The sequence below is a fragment of the Mobiluncus curtisii ATCC 43063 genome (genome assembly GCF_000196535.1).
In the GTDB taxonomy this organism is placed as follows: domain Bacteria; phylum Actinomycetota; class Actinomycetes; order Actinomycetales; family Actinomycetaceae; genus Mobiluncus; species Mobiluncus curtisii.
Map to the genome: position 1 here is coordinate 471,728 of NC_014246.1, position 23,133 is coordinate 494,860.

The window sequence follows — 23,133 nt, forward strand, 5'->3', positions numbered from 1 at the left end:
GGGTTTTCAAGCTGCAAAGATAGAGGAGAGGCGAAAACATGGCAGTTTCCAAACGCCTAGCGTTTTTGATAGCGCTGGGTATTCCACTGGTGCTGCTGACTCACTGGAAAACTGGCGCCTTTTTTTGGTTGTTGGTGTGCCTGCTGGTGTGGCTGTTTGATGTCATCGCTGCCCCCAGTCCCCGACATCTGGCGATAACCCGTTCTCTGCCCCACACGTTGCGTCAACGTGCCGAAACGCCCTACACCGTGAGCGTGAAAAATCCCACCAAACGCAAATATCATGCCCAGATACGCGACGCGTGGCCACCTTCACTGCAAGCCTTGCCACGCCGGCAACGAGTGACGCTGGACGCGCAGAGCACGACCACTTTACAAGCCAGCTTCACCCCCCAACGCAAAGGCACTCTGCGTAGCGATGCCGTCACCGTGCGTTCTTATGGACCCTTGGGACTGGGGGCTCGTCAGTTCTCCGCACCCATCGTGCAGCAAGTGCAAGTTCTACCCGAGTTTCGCAGCGCCAAATACCTGCCTTCACGCCTAAAAACGTTACGACGTTTGGAGGGCAATTCCCTGGTGATGCAGCGGGGGCAGGGATCGGAATTTGATTCCTTGCGGGAATATGTCCCTGGCGACGACGTGCGCGATATTGAGTGGCATTCTTCCGCGCGACTGCGTACCCCCGTGGTCAAGACTTGGCGCCCAGAACGCGACCGCAACGTTATCATCTGCCTAGATTCTTCGCGCAGCGCCGCAGTGCGGCTCGATAAATATCCCCGTTTGGATGCCTCTATGGAGGCAGCCTTGCTGCTCGGAGCCTTGGCTGGCAGTGCCGGAGATCGGGTTCATCTCATTGCTTTCGACAATCAGATTCGTTTCCATATCCAACCGGATCGCGGTGCAGGGCTGATAACTGAGATGGCGCAAGCTCTGGCTGACCTGCAAGTTTCTCTCACTGAAGCGAACTGGTCAGGGCTCAGCCACACTTTGCTTTCCGGGCTGCGGCAGCGTTCGCTGGTGGTGATTCTGACGGGTTTGGAAGGTGGGGCGGAACGTTCCGGTCTGATGCCGATGATAGAGGCGTTGTCCTCCCGGCATCACGTCCTGGTGGCAAACTCTTTAGATCCCGAATTGGAACGCTTGGCTCAACTTCCCAGCCAATGGAACCTCAATGATGCTAAGCAGTCGCTGGGTCGGTTCAATCCCCGGGATGCGTTCCTGGCGGCAGCTGCGATGGCGGAGTTGAACGAACACGAAGAAGCCGGGAATCTGATACCCCTGTTGGGGGGACACATCTTAAATGCCACCCCCGAAAATCTGCCCCCAAATTTGGCAGATGCCTATATTTCGTTAAAGCGGCGCGGACAGATTTGAGTCGCGTTCTACCAATGCGGGTCAATGTCCTCGGGATGCTTGCCGATGAGTTGGGAAGATTCCTCCAGCACCACCCCGTGAATGAGGTAACGCAAATCATCCGTGGAGCGAGCGCGCTGTTCCAAAGGACGCCGATACACGACTACTTGAGCAGGCAAACTTTTGCCTGGGTCGGCGCCGAAGCCCCTGCCTAGGACCACAGACTCGCTCTCCCAGGGTGCCGGATCCGAAGGCGGGACATCCTCTACCCCGTACTGGATAGCAGCCAGTTCCGGGCAGGCTGCCACCAGGGATCGGACTTCCTGAATGACCAGTTCGTCAAATGTTTCCCGACGGGTTCGGTAACGCGGCAACATCGCTGGAACCAAGACTCCACGGTTACCGCGGCCGTGGCGATCGCGACGGACATAGGCACGTCGCAGCCGTGGTCCGCTGTTGACGTCCCAGCGAATCTCGCCACCCAAATCCAAGACACGAACCCGATCGGTTCTAGTTTTTCCACTCATCGTCTCTAGCTTATCCCGTGACGGCAGCGGGGTCGAGGACGTCCGAAAGAAGTCATCGCTGCGAGATTTAAGCATTTGTCGCAGCTCTCTCGAATTCGGCTCAGAATCGATGTTAGCAAGCGAGCCTGACCGTATCCCGGACGGGGTAACAGTATGCTGGAGGGGTGACTTATACGCGCCGTTGTTCCAAACCAAGCTGCCCCAACCCGGCGGTGGCGACGATGACTTTTGATTACCGGGAGCGCAGCGCAATTATTGGTCCACTCTCTGCCCATCGAAATCCAGGAGCCTACGACTTTTGTCGCGAACACGCGGAAAAGCTGACCGCACCACGGGGCTGGGAAGTCGTACATTTGACGAATTCTTTTACGCCTCCTCCCCCCAACGATGAAGAACTAATGGCTTTAGCCAACGCTGTAAAGGCAGCGGCGCAAAATCCTGCCCCCCGTCAAGCCGTGCATCCCGAAGGGTATCGCGGTCCCCTAGGAAGAGACGCTCACTCATCCAGCGGTTCGGACGCAACCGCGTCCGAACCGCCTCCCGCCACCGGGAAACGTCACGGTCACCTAACCCTGGTACCGCCCCCGAAACAAGTCAGCTAAAGCAGAGACCGGTCAACCAAACTGTTGACCGGTCTCGCCGTAAGTCTTTCACAGGTGAATGTAGGTATGAGCGTCCGGACCTTCCTTGTCGCGGAAACGCTGCCACGAGGCATGAATTTCTTTCTCGGCTTCTTCACGCCCGACCCAGTTAGCTCCCTCTACGGATTTGCCGGGTTCTAGGTCTTTGTAAACCTCAAAGAAGTGCTGGACTTCCAGGCGATGAAACTCCGAAACATCCTCCAGTTCCGTACGCCACGCCGCTCGCTGGTCAGTGGCGGGAACGCACAAGACTTTATCGTCACCGCCGTGCTCGTCAGTCATGCGGAACATCCCCAGTGCCCGGCACTTGATGACACAGCCGGGGAAGGTTGGCTCTTCCAACAAGACTAAGGCATCGAGCGGGTCGCCATCCAAACCAAGAGAATCATCGATGAAACCGTAGTCATCAGGGTAGCGAGTGGAGGTGAACAGCATTCGATCCAAAACGATACGCCCCGTCTCGTGATCGACTTCGTACTTGTTTCGGTTCCCCTTCGGAATCTCAATGGTCACATTGAACGTCAAAAAATCCTCAGCCATTATTTTCTTCGGCATCCTTACTTTTTGTGCCACCGGTGTCTCCGGATTGGCGTTACTTGGCATCGACGTCACCTGCTTTGGTGAACATCGCTGTAAACTATTGTGCCACACCCCACCCCAGAGCGACATCTTCTATACTAGATAGGGTTGTTTCCAGATATACGGACCGTGTGACAGGGGGTCGCGGTGCATACCAAAGGACGAGTAAGCGCTACGTTAATTGCTGGCGCCCTGGTTCTCGGCGGTGCTTACGTCGGCGCTGACGGGGCAGACCTAGTGCCCGGTTTTCTGACCTTCAAAGCACCGCTGCCGCGAGTAGCTCCTTTTCCTGATTCTCCTGCGCTGAGTCCCGAGCCAGCCGAGATTCCGCTCTTTGCCAAGTCCACTAATTTCGACGCCAATACGTATAAAGCCCTGGTGCGCGAGTTTGCCACCGATTACCGCCTCGCCAACGCAAAGCTATCGTTTTGGGTAGGCGACCGCGACGGTGTGGAACTGGCGTCTCATGAACCCCAAAGCGCGCTGACTGCCGCATCGACGACAAAACTGCTCACTGCGGTAGCGGCGCTGCACGAATTTGGTCCGGACGCACGGGCCCGCACGGTCGTGGCATGGGATAACGATAAACGCAAACTGTTTTTAATCGGCGGTGGAGACATGCTGCTGGGGGCAGGCGCGGACACACCGCGTTCCGTAAAAGGCTATGCCGGTCTGGATACTCTCGCAGCAGACACCATAGTGGCGCTTTCTGCCCAAACTCCGGGAAACACTAAACCGGCTGCCGGAGGTCCCCCGCCCTCCTCCGCGAAAAAATCTAAATCTGCGACCTCGAACTCACCGGCTTCTCGGGACAAATCACCCGCGGGCAGCCTATTGAATGGAAAGCCCTACACTTTGGTGCTGGACACCTCCTGGTTTGGCTCTCAAACTGCCTCTCCTTCTTGGCGCGACGGGGACGACCGCTGGGTTGGCCCCATTCAAGGCATGGCCATTAACACTGGGCTGGTCGATCCGAATGCTTACCGGGGGTACCAATCTGACCCAGCCGGGGTCGCGGGTCAGGCTTTCGCGCAAGCCTTAAGCCGTTTGGGTGGGGCTGGACCAGCCAAAGTCGAGGTAGGTAAATCGGGTCTGGCGTCAAAAGAGCTCCTTGATCCGCTCTCCCCCTTACCGAAAGTGAGTACCGAGGTTTCTGCCAGTCACGGTCCCGTTCCGATTGCTTACGCACAAGGGGCGCCGCTCGCCCAGGTGGAACGGCAAATGTTAAAGATTTCGGATAATACTTTAGCGGAGAGTCTCGGTCGACTGGTGGCACTGCACCGCAACGCGAAACCGACATTTGCAGGCTCGGGAGCAGCGGTCATGGATTCACTGCGAGAGTTGGGTGTGGACCTGGGCAAAACCGAGCTGAAGGGCTGTTCAGGGCTGGCTTATGAGACGCGGATTCCGGCGCGAGTCTTGGCAGACGTGGTACGGCTGACGACGAGTCGAGACCATCCCGAATTGCACTCGGTTACTGCCAATGTCCCCGTGGCAGGCGCAGATGGCACTTTGGAGCACACTTATCAGGGAACTCTGGCTGCAGGAGTCGTGCGTGGCAAAACCGGCACGTTAGCGATTACGAATTCGCTGGCAGGAACTTTCGTGCGCGATAACCAGGAGTTTATTTATGCCCTGGTCATCTCTGGTTACCCGGAGTCTCAAGGTGGTCCCAGTATTGAAGCTAAACAGATGTTCATCAACGGATTGCTCGGCGCGAAAACGTCTTTCTCGAAAGTTGACCCCAAGAGCCAACCTCCGGATTCTCCTCCTGGCGCTCCTGCCTCGTCGAGTCCAGACGCGTCCGCCGAGTAAAACCGCGCTGACCTGCGCTTTGAAATGTCGGTTTCGCATTTTGGTCGCGAGGTTGCTACAATCACAGCATGATTAAACGAATGCCTCGCTGACGTGCACGTCAGCCTCTAAACGTCCCGCGCCGCGTCCGGTGCTGAGCATTCGTATCTTTATGTTCCTGCGTGCCCGTCAGAGCCAAAATCTTTTGGGGACAAGTTTGTACAACCACAACTCACGCAAAGGAAACTACTATGTCTAAAACTACTATTGGACCCAACTGGGTCGACCACCCTGAATGGGGCTTCGATACACTGCAGATTCATGCCGGATATGCCGGCGATCCGACCACGGGCACGCAAACGGTGCCGATTTATGCCACGAACGCATTTCATTTTCCGAGTGCGGAGTCGGCAGCTGCCCGATTTGCTCTGCAGGAGCTGGGTCCCATTTATTCTCGACTGGGTAATCCCACCAACGATGCTTTGGAAGCTCGGATTGCCGCGCTGGAAGGCGGTGTTGGGGCGATTGCGACCGGCTCGGGTCAAGCTGCCATTACGCTGACCATTTTGACTTTGGCTTCGAAGGGGCAAAATGTGGTGGCTTCAAACTCGATTTATGGGGGCACCTTTAACCTGTTGGGTCATACTTTGGATCGTCTCGGTATCGAGGTGCGTTTTGTTGACGATCCTCGCGACATTAGTCAGTGGACGGCCCGCACCGACGCGAACACGGCAGCTTACTATGGGGAGCTGGTGCCCAATCCACAGGGCGATGTGCTGGACCTGGAGCCTTTGGCTCAAGCCGCACATGCGGTCGGGATTCCACTCGTTGTCGACAATACGGTTCCCACCCCGTATCTGTGCCGTCCCATTGAGTTTGGGGCTGACATCGTGGTGCATTCCGCCACCAAGTACCTGGGCGGGCACGGTTCAGCCATGCTCGGTGTCGTGGTTGATTCCGGTCGGTTCGACTATGCTGCGGAAAAAGCGGCTCCACGTTTCCCCGGTTTCAACTCTCCTGATTCCTCTTATCATGGCGTTGTTTATGCCCGCGATTTCGGTGTACAGGGGTCCTTAGGGGCAAACTTGGCATTTATCTTGAAAGCACGAGTGGAAGGTCAGCGGGATCTCGGTTTTGTAGCCTCACCTTTCGCGGTGTGGACGGTAGGACTGGGTGTGGATACGCTGAGCCTACGGATGGAACGACACATTGCCAACACGCGTCAGGTCGCTGAATTCCTGGAGTCCCAAGTGGGCAAGGGCTTAGTAGAGACGGTGCGGTGGTCTTCGCTGCCTTCCTCTCCGTTCTATGCGCTGGCACAAAAATACACCCCAAAGGGCTGCGGTTCCCTGTTGAACTTTGATTTGGCAGGAGGTCTGGAAGCCGGTAAGGCGTTCATCAATTCCCTGGAATTGCTGGCGAATGTCGCAAATATCGGAGACGTACGTTCCTTAGCGGTTCACCCTGCCTCCACCACGCACGCTCAGCTGACTACAGCCGAGCTGTTAGCGCAGGGCATCACCCCCGGCACCGTCAGACTGTCGATTGGTATCGAAGCTCCTCGGGATATTTTGGCAGATATTGAACGCGGTCTGGCCGCGGCACAGCAGGTAAACGTCGCATAGTTAAATAATTCTCACTTACTTAGGAATACTGATGACTATCAAAGACCTCTATGCGGCTCCGCGTCCCGCGGTTTCGTCTCTCCCCGAGTCCGGCGCGACCTCGCGCCGGACCGGGTCGGGGCGAGACCTGCGAGTATCGTACGAGCTGTATCCGCCGCGTAACTCCCGCCTGACTTCCCAGGCATGGGCAGGAATAGACCGGCTGCTAGATTCTCGTCCCGATTATGTCTCCGTTACTTTTGGAACGAGCGGTACAACACCGGATGCTTCACAATCCGTCCTCTGGCACGCTTTGAAGCGTTCGGGACGCCCTGTCCTGGCGCACCTGACCTGTTTGGGGAAAACCCGAACGAAACTGGTGGGAATCATCCAGGACATGATGGACTTGGGAGTGCGTGATTTCCTCGCGTTGCGCGGAGATGAAGCTCCCGATAGTGCGTCAGGAGCAGCCGAGCCAAACGAATTTGACCGAGCGTTCCAACTTGTGCAGTTAATCAGGGAAGTTTCCGCTGATTATCTGGGGGATGCCCACGCCGTTAGCATCGCGGTGGCAGCTTATCCAGCGGGAAGTATCCAGACTCGCACGGATGCAGTTCAAGCCCTGGTGCAAAAGCAAGCGGCTGGCGCCGACTTTGCCATCACCCAAGTGTTTTACCAGGCTCGGGACTATGCCGAGCTAGTTCAATCAGCAACGTACCAAGGCGTGACGATACCCATCGTTCCGGGAATAATTCCGTTTACAGACATGCACCGCCTCCAACGACTCGAAGGTCTCACCGGGGTTCCAGTTCCGGAAAGGATTAAGAGCATAGCTAATATCTCTGATCCAGCCGAGCGAATCTTGGAGAGCTTAGGTGCCACTCTGAACTTCGTCAACGACCTCATTGAAGCCAATGCCCCCGGCATTCACTTCTATACCTTTAACCGCCCCCGACCGGTCTTGGACTTGGTGGAGCATCTCCGTTCACGCGGCTTTACCCACGTGGATCAGGAGGACTCCCAAGACTTGCTCGGTCTGATGAATGCCACCATGCACCGTATCTCTCCCTGAGTTTCCTCACCAAGAAAGCTCAGCGAGACAAATCGAATTTAATCAAAAATCACAAATTATGACCTATGGAAAGGACTGTCGAAAATGACTGAAAAGCAAACTTTTCCCGCCGCCACTGTAGCGGGATACCCGAGGATTGGCGCAAACCGCGAACTGAAGCGCAGCCTGGAACACTACTGGGGTCAAAAAATCGATCGCGCCACTTTTGATACCCAGATAAACCAGCAGTTAACGACCCGTATCGACCATCTCAAAGACTTGGGACTGACCGAACCGGGATCAAATCCCGGAGACTTTGTGCTCTATGACCAAGTATTGACCCTGACCTGCGCCCTGGGAGCAGTACCCCAGCGTTTTGGTAACTTGGTACGCCCCGACGGCTCTCTGGATGTGGACGGAGAGTTCACCCTGGCGCGGGGCGTCGATGATAAAGCTGCTTTGGAAATGACCAAATGGTTTGACACGAACTATCACTATCTGGTTCCCGAAATCGGTCCCTACACGCAGATTTCTGCCGTGGCTAACCCCTGGCTGGAACAAGTCAAGGTGGGGGGCAGCGCGCTGCGACCGGTCCTCATCGGTCCCGTTACCTATCTGTTGGGTGCAAAAGCGAGCGCGGACGCCCCGACCCATTTCCAGCCCTTGCAGCGATTGGACGCAGTGTTGGCTGGATTCGAGGTTTTCCTCAGCCAGTTCGCGGCAGCCGGGGTGACGTGGGTCCAGCTGGATGAGCCAGCTTTGGTGTGTGACACCTGGTCCACTTCCCGCGAGGAAGTGCTGGAGGTGGCTCGGAAAACTTACGAATTTTTGAGCAAACTGACCAATCGCCCGCAAATTTTTGTTAACGCTCCGTACGGACCACTGGGTCTCGATGGACTGAACGTGCTGACTGCCACCGACGTGGAAGCTATTGGTCTGGATTTGGTAGCCGGTCCCGTGCCCAGCCCTGCTGACCTTAAGACTATCGGCGACAAGACCCTGGTGGCGGGCATCGTGTCCGGTCGCAACGTGTGGCGCACCGACTTGCGGCAGGCTCTCGCGACTTTACAGGCGATTCACCAGGTCGTCCCTAATCTCAGCGTGTCCACCTCCACGTCGCTGCAGCATGTTCCACACGATGCGGCGGTAGAGACGTCCCTGGACCCACAAGTGCGTTCCTGGTTGGCTTTTGCGGACCAAAAAATTGCCGAGGTACAGACCTTGGCGCGTGGTTTGGCAGATCCCAATTCTATTACCGCTGAGCTGGCAGAAAATGCCGAAATCTTGGCTTCTCGAGCTAACCATCCGGGAGTAAAGCGTGCCGAGGTGCGTCAGGCTACCGCGGCCGTGACGGTGGCAGACCGGACTCGTGACCCGTATCCGCAGCGTTTGGCGGCACAAGCGGAGATTCTGCAGTTGCCCCTGCTGCCCACCACTACGATTGGTTCTTTCCCACAAACCACCGAGATTCGACAGGCTCGCGCCGCATTCCGCCGCCACGAAATCGACGAGGCGCAATATGACGAGGAAATCCGCAATGAGATTGCTCGGGTCGTAAAGCTGCAGGAAGATCTCGGTTTGGACGTTTTGGTACACGGAGAAGCTGAACGTAACGACATGGTGCAGTTCTTTGCCGAAAACTTGGAGGGCTTCGCCACCACGGAACATGGCTGGGTGCAGTCCTACGGTTCACGTTGCACTCGCCCTTCGATTCTGTGGGGAGATGTCACGCGTTCTCACCCCATTACGGTCGAATGGTCTACCTATGCTCAATCTCTCACCACAAAGCCGATGAAAGGAATGCTGACCGGTCCTGTCACCATCATGGCGTGGTCTTTCGTCCGTGATGATGAGTCTCGGGCGGAGGTCGCAGATCAACTGGGGTTGGCGCTGCGAGACGAAATCGCTGACCTCAACGCTGCCGGCATTAAGATCGTGCAGGTCGACGAACCAGCGATTCGCGAACTGTTGCCATTGCGGGCAGCCGGACGAGAACAATATTTGCAATGGTCGGTGGGGGCATTCCGCCTCGCCACCGGCGGGGCTCCCAAAGAGCTGCAAATCCACACCCACTTGTGTTATTCCGAGTTCAATGTGGTGGTAGATGCAATCGATCACCTGGATGCGGACGTCACCTCGATTGAAGCCAGCCGCTCAAAGATGGACATTTTGCCGGCGGTGCACGAGCACGGTTTCGAGCGTGGGTTAGGACCGGGGATTTGGGACATTCACTCACCCCGAGTGCCTAAACTTGATGAGGAAGTCGGACTGTTGGAAAAGGCCGTTGCCGCTTTGGATCCGCAGCAAGTTTGGGTCAACCCGGACTGCGGGTTAAAGACCCGCGCTTATGCGGAAACAGTCGCCACCTTAGAGAACTTGGTCGGGGCGGCGAAGGCGGTGCGAGCGAAGCTCGAAGCCTGAACCTGCACACCGGAGAGCCGAGGATAGCGATGCCAGAGACGAATGAGTTGTTACCTGTCAGTGGGGCTTGGAAACCTACTGACCCCAAGGGAAATCGTCAGTTTGCAGCCCTGGGGATGCTGAAGCTCGAGAGCGGATCGACTCTGCCGGGTGCCCGGCTCGCTTTTGAGACTTTCGGCACATTGAACGCTGACAAATCCAACGCTATCCTCATCGATCACGCGCTCACCGGAGATTCTCATGTCTACGGCGCAGCCGGGCCGGGTCACGTCACTCCTGGATGGTGGAACGAGGTGGTCGGGCCTGGTGCCGCGGTAGATACGGACCGATGGTTTGTGGTTTGCCCCAACGTGTTAGGAGGGTGTCAAGGTTCGACCGGTCCTGCCACTTTGGCACCGAACGGGCGTGCTTGGGGGTCGCGTTTTCCCCTGTTGACGACTCGCGATCAGGTGGCGGCAGAAAAAATCCTCATGAATCAGCTCGGCATTCCCCACTGGTTTGCCGTCATTGGTTGCTCCCATGGGGGGCATCGGGCTCTGGAGTGGGCAGTGACCTATCCCGAACAGGTGGAGCGGCTGGTGGCAGTAGCTACCGGCTGCGCCACCACTGCCGAACAAGCTGCTTGGTGCCATGTCCAGATGCATGTGCTGGAACTGGACACGAATTTTCACAACGGCGACTATTACGATAATCCTCCTGGTCAGGGACCATTCCGTGGGTTAGCTTTAGCCCGGGAGGTCGCGCATACTACCTACCGTTGCCCCAAGGAACTGCAGGAGCGGTTCGGACGCGATCCGGGATACCAGGAAGATCCCCTTTCGGGAGGTCGCTTGGCGGTGCAGTCTTATCTGGACCATCACGGAGTGAAATTGGCAAAACGCTTCGATGCTGGGTCCTATCGGGTGTTGACTCGCTCGATGCTGACGCACGACGTAGGGCGGGGCCGAGGCGGTTTAGAAGTTGCACTTTCCCAGGTACAGGCTCGTGTTCTGGCACTGGGAGTAGACTCTGACCGGCTCTTTTACCCCTCTCAAACGCAACAGTTGGCTCGATTGACCCGGCGCAGCCAGGCGGTCATTATTCATTCCGATTCCGGGCATGATGGCTTCTTGATTGAGAATGATGCGGTCGGTCAGGCAATCGGTGAGTTCCTCACCACCGAGGACACCACCATTGGCTGCTGAGGGACTGATTCCATCAGGAACCTGAGTGGGACAGGTTTCAAATTTGTTATTCCTGCCCGGAAAACCTTGAAAATTCAGTCATTTCTGCGTCACGAATCGTCACACACGTTAGAATTTAAGGATGCGATACCTTCCTGACGTACTGGGTCCTGGGTTCGAGGCTGCGAAACTTCAGTTGGAACCCGATCAGATTTCTCCACGCACAGCCACGTTGGTGCGCTATATTCCCTCGAAGGATCCAAAATCACAGCTGCCCGATCGAGTAGTACCGGTAAATGTGAAACCCGGTGGGGGTCCTAACCAGGGCAGCTTCCGGATTCTCCCGCCACCAGCCAGCCCCCAACAGCATACCGAGGGCTACGTTTCCAATTCCGACATATCGGCTCAATGGGACAGCTCATCAACCCGAAATCTGGATTACCTTCAGGATTACCTCAGCTCAGAGCTGCGAGGGCGCGAAATCCAAGTCGAAACAGAACTTGACGCGGTGTCGGCTCCCCGTTTTATCGCCGTGTACGTTCACGGCTGGAATGACTATTTTTATCAAGCTCATCTGGCGCGGATGATGGCGCGTCTGGGAGCCGCATTTTACGGTCTTGACCTGCATCGTTACGGTCGGAATATGCCACCCTGGTCCGGTTTAGTTTCGTTTAACTGTTACGAGGATGATTACGCCTCTTATGACTGTGAGATAGATTGGGCTATCGCTACAGCTCGCCAGGAACACCCTGATTTGCCGGTAGTTGTGATGGGGCATTCCAATGGGGGTGCCGTAGTTTCCGGGTGGGCTTCGCGTCACCACGATGCCTATGACGGTCTCATCTTTATTTCGCCCTGGGTGGTACATGACATATCCGGAATTCCTGCCGGGAATACGGTCCGTAGCTTCATCGCGAAATATCTAAAGAAGCTGCATATCCCCATGCTGGGACCAGGGTCTACGGTTTACCAAGACTCTTTGGTGGGATACCGCACTATTGGTTCGCCGCTGCCTCGCCGCCTAGTTCCATTTCGCAATGATCCGGCGGTGTGCGGTTGGACCACAAACTCGCGTTGGCGCATGAGCAGCGGGACTCCCCTTTTGTTTGGTTGGCTTTCCGCTATCCTGAGCACCCAGCAGTGGCTGGTCGATTATGCGCGTTTTTCTGACCAACCTGTACTCTGCTTGACGGCAGCGCATGACCCGGATGATTTTTACCAGCCGGAGATTGCTCGGATTGACAAGCTCATCGCTCAGAGGTGGAAGTCTCTTGGGCTTTCACCGCGCCGTCAGAACCTGTTGAAACATCAGCTATATCTGTCAACCATGTCAAGGTTAACTAGCGGTAGCAGCAAAGCTTTAGAGATGGAAAACCCCTATAAAACTGCGCTGGTAGGCTGGACCGAAGCGGCACGTCACATTGACACGGTGTTGAATGGAAATCTCATCGCAGATCGAATCAATACCCTTTACGGTCGAGTGGGCAGCGGATTAACGCTGCGACAAATGTCCGGTTTACATGATTTAACTCTGTCCCAGCCTTTGGAACGGGCAGAGTTTTTCGCGGAAGTGGCAGCTTGGATTTCTCATTCTGGCATCCTTAACAAATAAGCAAATCTTCCTTTAAATGCTTACTACCTGCGATGATACGCTTATTCTAAAGCTGTCTGAGAGGTCAACTACCACGATGGCGACGCTGCGGGACGCTCCTGGTGTCCACGTTTCCCGGTGTGCCAGACCCTGGCGCAAAATTGGTGCCGGGCTCTTTATAGAACCCGGCACCAAATGCTTTTTATTTAGATGCGACGTTGAGGATTACTCAACACCCTGTGTTGCGGACTCGTCCCACTTCAGATGTTCTGCAGCGGCACGACCCGCCTCGAGACGTGCCACGGGCACCCGGAACGGCGAACAGGACACGTAATCCAATCCGACCTTGTGGAAGAAGTGAATCGAAGTCGGATCACCACCGTGCTCACCACAAATACCCATCGGCAGATTCGGCTTGGTGGACCGTCCGCGCTTTACGCCCTCGGCGACAACGCGACCCACCCCGTGAGTGTCGATAGATTCAAACGGGGAGACCCCAAAGATTCCGGCTTCTACATACTGCGGGAAGAACACGCCTTCCACATCGTCACGGCTGAATCCCCAGGTAGTTTGAGTCAGGTCGTTGGTGCCGAAGCTAAAGAATTCGGCTTCCTTGGCGATGGTTTCGGCAGTCATGGCGGCACGCGGCAGCTCAATCATGCAACCGACCGGAACGTTAAAGGTGACACCGTATTCCTTTTGAACCTGAGCAATGATTTCCTCAGCTTCATCGCGGACCAACTGGAGCTCGCGGATGGAACCAATCAACGGAACCATAATCTCCGGATGGGGATCCAAGCCGTCCTTCTTTAGTTCGCAAGCCGCCGAGACCAGCGCCTTCATCTGCATCTTAAACAAGCCCGGCAGGTAAATGCCCAAGCGAACCCCGCGCAGACCCAGCATCGGGTTTTCTTCATGCATCCGACGCACCGCCTCCAGCATGTGCTGGTCTTCCTCCGAGAGCGATTCGCCCTGAGCTTTTGCCACCGCGTTCTTAATCTCCAGAGTCGTCAAGTCCGGCAGGAACTCGTGCAGCGGCGGGTCAATCAAACGAACGGTCATATGCTTGCCGTCCATGATCTTCAGCATTTCCTTGAAATCGCCCTTTTGCAATGGCTCCAAGGCATCCAGGGCACGCTGACGTTCATCGGACCCTTCCGGAGAGAGAATGAGCTTTTCTACCAGGGGACGACGGTCGCCCAGGAACATGTGCTCAGTACGGCACAAACCGATGCCTTCTGCACCGAAATCCAAGGCCCGCTGCGTGTCTGCCGGGGTGTCCGCGTTGGTGCGCACCACCAGGCGACGAACCTCATCCGCATGAGTCATCAGGCGGTCGACTGCCCTAATCAAGTCCTTTTCATCTTCGCTGTCTGAGGCGTCCAGACCGGCCTGCAAACCGTGAGAAAGGTAAGTGGTCACCGGAGAATCCTGCACCGGAACCGCACCAAGGAATACCTCGCCAGTACCACCGTCGATGGAAATCTCGTCACCTTCGTGCAGGACGGTGTCCCCCACGGTCGCGGTCTTGGCAGCTTGGTCAACCACGATGGTTTCTGCCCCGACCACACAGGTCTTGCCCATGCCGCGAGCCACCACTGCGGCGTGAGAAGTCTTGCCGCCACGGCTGGTCAACACGCCTGCCGCTGCGACCATGCCCCGCAAGTCATCGGGGTTCGTCTCGCGACGCACCAGGATACACGGCACCCCAGCGTTAGCGGAAGCCTCGGCAGCGTCGTTATCGAACACAATCTTGCCCACCGCGGCACCGGGGGATGCTGCCATCCCCTTGGTGAACACCTCTGGTTTGCCAGACATGTCAAACATCGGGAACATCAGGTTTTGCAGCTGTTCGCCGGTGACCCGCAGTAGGGCTTCGTCGGTGGTAATCAAGCCTTCATCAACCAGCTGCGTAGCGATTCGGAAAGCCGCTGCCGGGGTACGTTTACCCACGCGCACCTGCAGCATCCACAGTTTGCCGCGTTCGATGGTGAACTCAATATCACACATGTCCTCGTAGTGAGTTTCGAGCTTCCGCATGATACCCAACAGTTCGTCATAGGACTTTTTATCGTGTCCCTCCAGGTCTTTCAGGGTTTCGGTGTTGCGGATACCCGCCACGACGTCCTCACCCTGGGCATTCATCAGAATGTCTCCGTACACCCCCGGACGACCCGAGGAGGGGTCACGGGTAAAGCACACCCCGGTGCCGGAATCTGCGCCCATGTTGCCAAACACCATGGTCACGATATTGACGGCGGTACCCAAATCGTGGGGAATCCGTTCCCGGCGACGGTAGATGCGGGCGCGTTCCGAGTTCCAGGAACGGAACACGGCTTCAATCGCCATGTCCATCTGGGTGCGCGGATCTTGGGGGAACGGCTTACCGGTTTGCTCTTTAACGATTTCTTTGAACTGCGCGGTGAGTTCTTTCAGGTCACTGGCATTCAAATCCGTGTCTGCCTTAGCTCCACGGTTCTTTTTCATGTTATCCAGCGCATCAGAGAACAGGTCGCCGTCGATGTCTTGCACGGTCTTACCGAACATTTGAATCAAGCGGCGGTACGAGTCCCAAGCGAAACGGTCGTTGCCAGCAATCTTAGCCAGACCTTCTACGGATTTATCGTTTAGACCGACGTTCAAAACTGTTTCCATCATGCCGGGCATAGAGAACTTTGCGCCGGAACGCACCGACACCAACAATGGATCCTCAGCCGCACCCAACTCGCGACCAACGGTCTCTTCCACCTCACGCAAAGCCTTGGTGACCTGCACGGTAGTTTCCTCGGGGACTTTACCTTCCTTTAGGTAAGCCCGGCAAGCATCGGTGGTAATCGTAAATCCGGGGGGAACCGGCAACCCGAGGTTGCTCATCTCCGCCAGGTTTGCACCCTTGCCACCCAACAGGTCTTTTTGATCCTTATTGCCTTCTGCAAAACGGTAAACGAATTTGGGCATGTGTTAAGCCTCCAACTTTTTCGAACTATCTGCGCACCACGCGCCAGAACTATCCTAGCAATATTTCCGCCCTCACTCACACCGTGCATTCTCGTCACTTCACGGGTTTTTGCCAGGTTTCAAGCCCCTTACCGCGTGACGTTCCACGGTTCAATCGTCTCCCCTTTCGTGGTGCAAAAGGGAGGGAACTCCGGTACGCAGCGCAGGTTCCCCTTCCCCGTGAAAAACGAGCGCGGAACCTGCTGAATATGAAAGGAACAGAGGTGGGAGAGTTTGTAGCGGGCTTACTCCGCCACTGCCAGGACTGTCCAAACCCGCCCCTGAGAGTCAGTCAACAGATAGACCGGCATGTCCAGGATGGAGCCGTCCTTTTGTCTGACTGGTTGACTGACCAGCCGGGCACTCACCAAGTCGATTCGACCATCAATCTTGGTGGGCAGACCCTTCTGGTTATGCACATCCAAAGGACCGTACTTCGGATTGTTGAGACGCTCCACTGCCTGAGCCTCAGAAATAACCTTGTACTCGCCAATCTTCGTTTCCTTACCCAAGTTGGCTCGAATCGAAGCCACCCCAGCTTCCGAAACTACAGCTTTCCAGCTTTGGGTTGAGGATTGACCAGGCATCTTCACCGGAACAGTTACCGTGGTCAGACCATCTTTCTGGCTGGCTCCTGCCGAGCGGCTCATCACGGTAGCTCCCAGAGAAGCCGCAACTTTCTCAACTTGGGCGATAGCGTTTTGGGGAGAGGGCGCGTTTCCTGCCACTTTCATGACACAAGGAGTTGGTCCCGGAGACGGGTTCTGCGTCGCCTGCGGTTCAACGGTCTCTATGGGCGAATTCCCGGAAGGATCCGTGGTTTGGTTTACGACCAGCAGGACTTGCAGCTGACCAACCTCGACCACTGCGCCAGGTACGTTAACGTTATCTGCGGTGTCAACGTTTTGCGTAGCTCCCTTGGTGGCGGGATGACTTGGTTCTGGAATTTCCGGGCGTACCGCCGGAGGAACAGTTTCCGTCGGCGTCTCGGTCGGGGTTGGAGTCCACTTCGGGGTCGGCGCCACGCTCGGTTCAGTCGGTTCACCAGGTTCCAGCGGCGTGGAGCCGGGAGCGGTCGAAGTGCTCGGAGCTGGAGAGCTATTGGAGCTAGCGCCAGAGTTCTCGGTCGGATTCTTGGTCGCGTCAGGGTTCGGCAGTTCTACGTTGCCATCTCCAGGTTTCACCGGTACGCATTCCATCCGCACCGCCGAGAGGTTATCAAAAGTCAGAGAAGTCAGCTGACCCACAGTGACCGTCAAGGTCGCCCCCTTGGTATCCGTGACCGTGAATCCGGCGCCGTTCTTTTTAACGGAGCCTCTCATGCCCAAAGAGTTCGCGACTTTCTGGACTTGATCAGCAGAAACACTGGCTCCTTTCCCGACACGCAAAATCGGGGCTTTAGTTGGAACGGTAGAAAAATGACCCGCCGCTACGAACTCGACATCGCCGACATTTTCCAAACGTTCACTGGCTCCGGGCACTACAATCTCGGAGCCCGCGGCAGTAATACGCGGTCCGTCTGCAATCACCACGCCGTCGTCTGAAATGGGCACGGCGCCACGTTCATCGGGGGAAAGCGCACTCCATCCCGTAAAACCGACCACTGTTGCCGCCGCCGCCGCGCTCAAGCCAACCAGCCAGTTACGACGCACTGCCAGCGTGTGCCGGCGCACCGCCAGAGAAACAACTTCCGCTACCGGAGTTTGGGTATCCGCAGTCTCCGTCGCAACCACATGCGCGGGTGGCTGCGCTGCAAAAGTCAAACCTTCAGATTCCATCTGGGCGGAAACTTTGGCGCGCAACGAGTCTAAATCAACGGGCAGGTTCCAGGCAGGGTCGAGTGAGCGCAGAGCCTCCAGCCCGCTCATCTCGACTTTGTGGTTGTCCACTTCCTGGTCCTTCTCCTGTACGGCAATCGTTGTGATTACCGAATTTCGTCGTTCATATCAATAAAAGTTTTAGCTGGTCGAAACCGTCCTCAGGCCCGGCACAGTTTCGACCTTGCAACATATACATGTAACCTGCCTGGCGTTTCTTACACTTCCCTAAGAAGTATTATTTTCAATCGCTTCCTCCAGCCGTTTCCGCGCTCGTGATAAGGCTGCATCCGCTGCCGAGCGACTCACTCCCAAATATTGTGCCAAGGCATTGCCGCTCAAGCCTTCCCAGGCGACCGCGAGGATGATTTCTCGGTCTCTTTCGCTGAGACTCAGCAGGGCGGCTCGCATGCCCTGGTCCTCCACGACGAGTTGGGCAGGGTCGGAAAAATCGGTAGAGTCCAGGCTTTCTTGGTTATCCCCCATCGGTAGGGACTTCTTTTTGCGATACCAGTTAGCCAAGGTCAAGCCCGCGGTTTTGTACAGCCAGGGCAGTTCGGCGCCGTCGGGGACTTCGGCTTTTTTCCTCCACATCACGGTAAAGACTTCTGCTGCCAAATCCTCAGCGTCACTGTAGGCTCCACGACGATAGAGGAATCTCACTATAGCCGTGCCGTGTTCCGCAAATACTCGCTCAAACCACTGTTCATCGTGGCTGGCGGTGGACATAGATTCGGCCTCTCCCTTGACGCGACGCAACAAATATGACTCTTATGAATATACCCCGTAACGGGCTCAACCATGAACCCATAACGACTCTGTTTCAGAAAGGATGACTTCCGGAGAGGGGTTAAACTCTTCGCGGGTCTGCTAAGGCAGACCCGCGAAGTTGTCTATGGTGCTTATGCCGCCGGCTCTTTATCCGGAGAATCATCCGCTTCCCGAGCTGCCAATTCGGCTTCACGAATGGTCGCTGCGGTCACGTCTTCGAGCTTGCGGCGCTGTTGAGCTCGACCTTCGGGCAGCCCGTCCGAGCCGGTAAATGTGAATTCGGCGTCGTCAGTGAACTCCCAATCCGTCCCATTCACCTTGTCTGCAGACTCGTGCTTGATGAACCTCGGTTCGACGTCTACCGTTACGGTCTGTCCTTCGCCCAGCTCAGAGAACAAAATCTTTTCGGACAGAACGTCCTCAATTTCGCGCTGCACCGCCCGACGCAACGGGCGAGCTCCCAACGTCTTGTCGAAGCCCTTGTGCGCCAGCAAAGCTCGCGCCGCGGGAGTAATCTGCAAAGCCATGCCCTGATCCAGCATCCGGTCATCGAGCTTGGCGATCATCAGGTCAACAATCTGCAGGATTTCGCCCTTTTCAAGCTGCGGGAACACCACGATTTCGTCCACCCGGTTGAGGAACTCGGGACGGAAGTGCTGTTTCAGTTCTTCCTGAACCTTGCCCTTCATCCGCTGATAGTCCGTGGCTAACTCGCCGCTGGCTTGGAAACCAGTCAGCACGCCCTTGTTGATTTCACGGGTACCGAGGTTCGTGGTCATGATGATGATGGTGTTCTTAAAGTCGACCAGGCGTCCTTGCGAGTCCGTGAGGTGTCCCTCTTCCAACACCTGCAACAGGCTGTTAAAGATATCCGGGTGTGCCTTTTCCACTTCGTCGAACAGCACGACGCTAAAGGGCTTGCGGCGCACCTTTTCGGTGAGCTGACCGCCCTCGTCATAGCCGACGTAGCCCGGAGGCGAGCCGAACAGTCGGGATGCTGTATGCTTTTCCGAAAATTCGGACATATCCAGCTGTACCAGGGCGTTTTCGTCACCAAAGAGGAATTCTGCCAGAGCTTTGGCGAGCTCGGTCTTGCCCACCCCGGTGGGTCCGGCAAACACGAACGAGCCACCGGGTCGCTTCGGGTCTTTCAAACCGGCGCGGGTCCGGCGGATGGACTGGGACACTGCCTTGACCGCTTCGTCTTGCCCGATAATGCGCTTGTGCAGTTCGTCTTCCATCCGCAGCAGTTTCGAGGACTCTGCCTGCGTGAGTTTGAACACCGGAATGCCGGTGGACATCGCCAAGACCTCGGCGATTTGCTCCTCGTCAACCACCGATTCAGAGGTGTCTTCGCCCTGGCGCCACTGGGATTCCTTCGCTGCGCGTTCTTCCGTCAGATGCTTTTCCTCGTCACGCAGCTGGGCAGCCTTTTCAAAATCTTGGGCATCAATGGCAGCCTCTTTGGCTTGACGGGTCTTGGCGATTTTTTCGTCGACTTCCTTCAGCTCTGGCGGCGCCGTCATGCGCTTAATCCGCAAACGCGCTCCAGCTTCGTCAACCAGGTCAATTGCCTTATCCGGTAAGAACCGGTCAGATACGTAACGATCCGCCAGCTGCGCCGCGGCAGCGAGAGCCGCGTCAGTAATCATGACTCGGTGATGCGACTCGTAACGGTCCCGCAACCCCTTGAGGATGGCAACGGTTTCTTCCACGCTGGGTTCTTCGACCTTGACCGGCTGGAAACGTCGTTCCAGAGCCGAGTCCTTTTCGATGTACTTGCGGTACTCCTCGATGGTGGTGGCGCCGATGGTCTGTAACTCACCGCGAGCCAGCATCGGTTTCAAAATGGAGGCAGCGTCAATCGCGCCCTCCGCTGCGCCCGCACCGACCAGGGTATGAATCTCGTCGATGAACAAGATGATGTCCCCACGGGTGCGGATTTCCTTCAGCACCTTCTTGAGACGTTCCTCAAAATCACCACGGTAGCGCGAACCCGCCACCAAGGAACCCATATCCAGAGAATAAAGCTGTTTATCTTTCAAAGTCTCCGGGACGTCTCCGCGGACAATACTCTGGGCCAGACCTTCCACCACGGCGGTTTTACCCACTCCCGGTTCACCAACCAAGACCGGATTGTTCTTGGTGCGCCGGGACAAGATTTGCATGACGCGTTCCATTTCCTTGGTGCGTCCAATGACCGGGTCAAGTTTGGACTCCCGCGCCGCCTGGGTGAGGTTGCGTCCGAACTGGTCCAGGATTGCCGAGTTACCCCCCGCGTTGGGGTTATCGGCACGACCGCCACCGACGCCCACAGTATCGCGACCGCTCTGTTGAGACTGACCGCCCTGGTATCCAGACAGCAGTTCGATAACGGTCTGGCGCACATTGTTCAGGTCAGCACCGAGTTTGATGAGGACTTGGGCGGCGACCCCGTCGCCTTCCCGCAACAACCCCAGCAGTATGTGTTCGGTACCGATGTAGTTATGCCCTAACTGCAACGCCTCACGCATAGAAAATTCCAGCACCTTGCGGGCTCGCGGGGTAAAGGGAATATGACCGGTAGTGGGCTGCTCTCCCTCACCGATAATCTCAATCACCTGAGCGCGCACAGCCTCTAGCGAGATACCCATCGTTTCCAAAGCTCGCGCCGCGATGCCATCACCCTCATGGATTAGTCCCAGCAGCAGGTGTTCGGTGCCGATATAGTTTTGGTTCAGCCGGCGGGCTTCGTCTTGGGCTAACACCACCACCCGGCGGGCTCGGTCGGTAAATCTTTCAAACATACGCACTCCCTTTAATACTCGCTACCAATTTATGCCCCCGTGCCGTGAAAACGCGACTGTGTTCACTACCGGCTAACTCACACTTCCAACAGAATCGTGAACGGTCCGTCATTGGTGAAGCTCACTTTCATGTCAGCCCCGAAAATTCCGCGTTCCACTCGCATCCCCTGATCCTGCAGCGCGGCTCCCACCGCGTCGACCAGCGGTTGCGCCACTTCTCCCGGTGCTGCCGCCACCCACGAAGGTCGATTGCCCTTGCGCGCGTCTCCATAGAGCGTGAATTGGCTAATCAGCAGCACCGGCAGCCCCAACTGGACCGCGGAAGCTTCCGCACCACGCGCTTGTGAAAGTTTCTCAGACCCCCCAGCCGCATCATAGGCACCCGGAGCGTCAAAAATACGCAGATTCGCAATCTTGCGCGCCATTTTTTCGACCTGCGCGTCTCCGTCCGTGTGAGTTACCCCTAACAGGACCACCAGTCCCGGTCCCGTAAATTCGCCGGTGACCTCACCGTTAACTACACATTTTGCGCCGTTAACACGCTGAATTACTGCTCGCATCGATTTTCCTTTCCGATTTGCGTCGCCGTCTCGTTCTGTCTGTTCCGGGTTCACCAGGGCGTTGGGGGACGTTGCCCCATTCCTCGCGAGTTATTGCCGCGTCGGCGCCACGAAGCCACGGCGGGACGTACATCTGCCAAGTACACAGCCGGAATTATCAGAGCCATCATCACGCCAAATAAACCTACGTAACCGTTGGGCGTTATCCCCAAGAAGGAAATCACCAGTGCCAGCAGGTTCAGCAAAGCCCAAAAGTTGCGGGTCCGTTTGCCTTCAGTCGGAAAAGCCTGGGCGGGGGTAGTCAGGGTGTGGAGCAAGGCATACAGGCTCATTCCCACCACAATCAGGACCAATCCCAGCACCAGAAACGTTTGCACCGAGTTTATCGCCGCGAAAATATCCGACATTTTATTTTTTCCTCGCTCTCAAACCTAGTAAACCGCTTAGCTTGCTGTCGTCCAGGCGTCGCGGGTTGTCCCCGCTGGGGTCCACGATGACGCTTTGTGCCGCACGCGTTCCCTCCACCAGCAGTATTTCCGCGGGATTAACCTGGCGTTTGAGCAAGCCCAGACCGATTTGACCGTCTGTGGGGTGATAAGCCACGGAGGTCAACACCCCGACTTCGGAGCCGTCAGATTCCAAGGTGAGAGGAGAACCTATGGCAGGGAGTTCCTCGCGGGACCCATCTATATCCAAAAACGTGAGGCGGCGCGGGGGACGACCCCGATTGGTCAGCTTCGCCACGGTTTCTTGACCGGGATAGCAGCCCTTTTGCAAACTGACAGCGACCCGCAGCCAGTCCAATTCATGAGGGAGGGTCCCCGGTTTGCCCTCGCGCCCCAGGCGGGGGTGCCATAGGGAGATTCTTACGGCTTCCCAAGCGCCTAAGTCTGCTTTCATCAGGGCGTTCGTTGCCGCCTTTGCTTCGAGAGCCGGCAGGTCAGGATGCGAAACTACCGCCAGTTCACGGTGGGGTGCGGCAGGGTCGTCCGCCGGGTGGCTCGCGCCGGGAATGGTGAATGTGGTCGTGTTTCCCACCGGACCGGGCCAGGGATCAGTCCAGGTCACGCGCGCCTGCTCACTCCAAAATTGGGCTGCCAAAGAGTCCTTGTCCCCGGTTTTCAGATAGCCTATGACGGTAAAGTCTGCGCTCACGTCGGCGATTTCCACACGGGAACGGAACCGCATCGACTGGAAAAACTCGACGGCACCTCGCGGTTCTTCGGTCAGAATCCATACGTTAGTGCCATCGTCTACCGCGAAAAAACTCAACTCGATATGTCCGGTGGGGTCGAGAATGAGGGCTTCTCGTGACGAGGCAGTCTCCCAGTTGGAAAAATCTTGGGTACTGACAGAGTTCAGCCACGTCCAGCGATCTGTCCCGGAAACTTTCAGCACTCCCAAGGGAATCGTGACATAGCCACGCCCTTCGAGCAGTTCCAGCCCGTGATTCCAGCCCGTGTCTGTGACCATCCCCGG

The 23,133-nt window shown here is 56.5% G+C and carries 17 protein-coding genes; 8 read left to right on the top strand and 9 right to left on the bottom strand.

Annotated features, from left to right (window positions below; genetic code table 11):
• Positions 1 to 38: 38 nt before the first annotated feature.
• Positions 39 to 1,373 carry a DUF58 domain-containing protein gene (locus HMPREF0573_RS02015; RefSeq protein WP_004008419.1) on the top strand — a complete coding sequence of 445 codons (1,335 nt, stop codon included), beginning with the start codon at positions 39 to 41 and terminating at the stop codon, positions 1,371 to 1,373.
• An 8-nt stretch (positions 1,374 to 1,381) separates the two neighbouring features.
• On the opposite strand, the gene HMPREF0573_RS02020 is transcribed toward HMPREF0573_RS02015, so the two are convergent.
• A complete protein-coding gene (locus HMPREF0573_RS02020) occupies positions 1,382 to 1,954 on the bottom strand; it encodes a metallopeptidase family protein (protein ID WP_004008420.1) in 573 nt (190 codons plus the stop codon).
• Between the two features lie 89 nt (positions 1,955 to 2,043).
• On the opposite strand from HMPREF0573_RS02020, the gene HMPREF0573_RS02025 reads away from it, so the two are divergent.
• On the top strand, positions 2,044 to 2,481 hold the full coding sequence (locus HMPREF0573_RS02025) for a DUF3499 domain-containing protein (RefSeq protein WP_081439162.1): 438 nt from the start codon (positions 2,044 to 2,046) through the stop codon (positions 2,479 to 2,481).
• Between the two features lie 48 nt (positions 2,482 to 2,529).
• On the opposite strand, the gene HMPREF0573_RS02030 is transcribed toward HMPREF0573_RS02025, so the two are convergent.
• Complete coding sequence (locus HMPREF0573_RS02030) at positions 2,530 to 3,075, bottom strand: inorganic diphosphatase (protein WP_081439163.1); 546 nt, start codon at positions 3,073 to 3,075, stop codon at positions 2,530 to 2,532.
• Between the two features lie 171 nt (positions 3,076 to 3,246).
• On the opposite strand from HMPREF0573_RS02030, the gene HMPREF0573_RS02035 reads away from it, so the two are divergent.
• The 6 genes from HMPREF0573_RS02035 to HMPREF0573_RS02060 all read left to right on the top strand — a co-directional run bounded on the left by HMPREF0573_RS02035 (position 3,247) and on the right by HMPREF0573_RS02060 (position 12,744).
• Positions 3,247 to 4,914, top strand: coding sequence for a D-alanyl-D-alanine carboxypeptidase/D-alanyl-D-alanine-endopeptidase (locus HMPREF0573_RS02035; protein WP_004008423.1), 1,668 nt, complete (start codon positions 3,247 to 3,249; stop codon positions 4,912 to 4,914).
• Between the two features lie 230 nt (positions 4,915 to 5,144).
• On the top strand, positions 5,145 to 6,518 hold the full coding sequence (locus HMPREF0573_RS02040) for an O-acetylhomoserine aminocarboxypropyltransferase/cysteine synthase family protein (RefSeq protein WP_004008424.1): 1,374 nt from the start codon (positions 5,145 to 5,147) through the stop codon (positions 6,516 to 6,518).
• A gap of 31 nt (positions 6,519 to 6,549) precedes the next feature.
• Positions 6,550 to 7,569, top strand: a complete 1,020-nt coding sequence (locus HMPREF0573_RS02045; protein WP_004008425.1) for a methylenetetrahydrofolate reductase — start codon at positions 6,550 to 6,552, stop codon at positions 7,567 to 7,569.
• An 84-nt stretch (positions 7,570 to 7,653) separates the two neighbouring features.
• Positions 7,654 to 9,969, top strand: a complete 2,316-nt coding sequence (gene metE / locus HMPREF0573_RS02050; protein WP_004008426.1) for a 5-methyltetrahydropteroyltriglutamate--homocysteine S-methyltransferase — start codon at positions 7,654 to 7,656, stop codon at positions 9,967 to 9,969.
• A gap of 29 nt (positions 9,970 to 9,998) precedes the next feature.
• Positions 9,999 to 11,153 carry a homoserine O-acetyltransferase MetX gene (gene metX / locus HMPREF0573_RS02055; protein ID WP_013188754.1) on the top strand — a complete coding sequence of 385 codons (1,155 nt, stop codon included), beginning with the start codon at positions 9,999 to 10,001 and terminating at the stop codon, positions 11,151 to 11,153.
• Positions 11,154 to 11,274: 121 nt separating this feature from the next.
• Positions 11,275 to 12,744 carry an alpha/beta hydrolase gene (locus tag HMPREF0573_RS02060; protein ID WP_004008428.1) on the top strand — a complete coding sequence of 490 codons (1,470 nt, stop codon included), beginning with the start codon at positions 11,275 to 11,277 and terminating at the stop codon, positions 12,742 to 12,744.
• Between the two features lie 204 nt (positions 12,745 to 12,948).
• Here HMPREF0573_RS02060 and ppdK read toward each other — a convergent pair whose 3' ends face one another.
• The 7 genes from ppdK to ygfZ form a co-directional block, all read right to left on the bottom strand.
• Positions 12,949 to 15,681, bottom strand: a complete 2,733-nt coding sequence (ppdK, locus tag HMPREF0573_RS02065) for a pyruvate, phosphate dikinase (protein WP_004008429.1) — start codon at positions 15,679 to 15,681, stop codon at positions 12,949 to 12,951.
• A 284-nt stretch (positions 15,682 to 15,965) separates the two neighbouring features.
• Positions 15,966 to 17,609, bottom strand: a complete 1,644-nt coding sequence (locus HMPREF0573_RS02070) for a hypothetical protein (protein WP_013188755.1) — start codon at positions 17,607 to 17,609, stop codon at positions 15,966 to 15,968.
• Positions 17,610 to 17,765: 156 nt separating this feature from the next.
• A complete protein-coding gene (locus HMPREF0573_RS02075) occupies positions 17,766 to 18,266 on the bottom strand; it encodes an RNA polymerase sigma factor (RefSeq protein ID WP_004008431.1) in 501 nt (166 codons plus the stop codon).
• A gap of 173 nt (positions 18,267 to 18,439) precedes the next feature.
• Positions 18,440 to 21,094 (bottom strand): ATP-dependent Clp protease ATP-binding subunit, encoded by a 2,655-nt coding sequence (locus HMPREF0573_RS02080; RefSeq protein ID WP_004008432.1) that lies wholly within the window; start codon positions 21,092 to 21,094, stop codon positions 18,440 to 18,442.
• A 77-nt stretch (positions 21,095 to 21,171) separates the two neighbouring features.
• On the bottom strand, positions 21,172 to 21,654 hold the full coding sequence (dtd, locus tag HMPREF0573_RS02085; RefSeq protein WP_036325108.1) for a D-aminoacyl-tRNA deacylase: 483 nt from the start codon (positions 21,652 to 21,654) through the stop codon (positions 21,172 to 21,174).
• A gap of 50 nt (positions 21,655 to 21,704) precedes the next feature.
• On the bottom strand, positions 21,705 to 22,061 hold the full coding sequence (locus HMPREF0573_RS02090; RefSeq protein WP_004008434.1) for a DUF2516 family protein: 357 nt from the start codon (positions 22,059 to 22,061) through the stop codon (positions 21,705 to 21,707).
• A 1-nt stretch (position 22,062) separates the two neighbouring features.
• Positions 22,063 to 23,127: a CAF17-like 4Fe-4S cluster assembly/insertion protein YgfZ gene (gene ygfZ / locus HMPREF0573_RS02095; RefSeq protein ID WP_004008435.1), complete on the bottom strand. Its 1,065-nt coding sequence runs from the start codon at positions 23,125 to 23,127 to the stop codon at positions 22,063 to 22,065.
• Between the last annotated feature and the right edge of the window lie 6 nt (positions 23,128 to 23,133).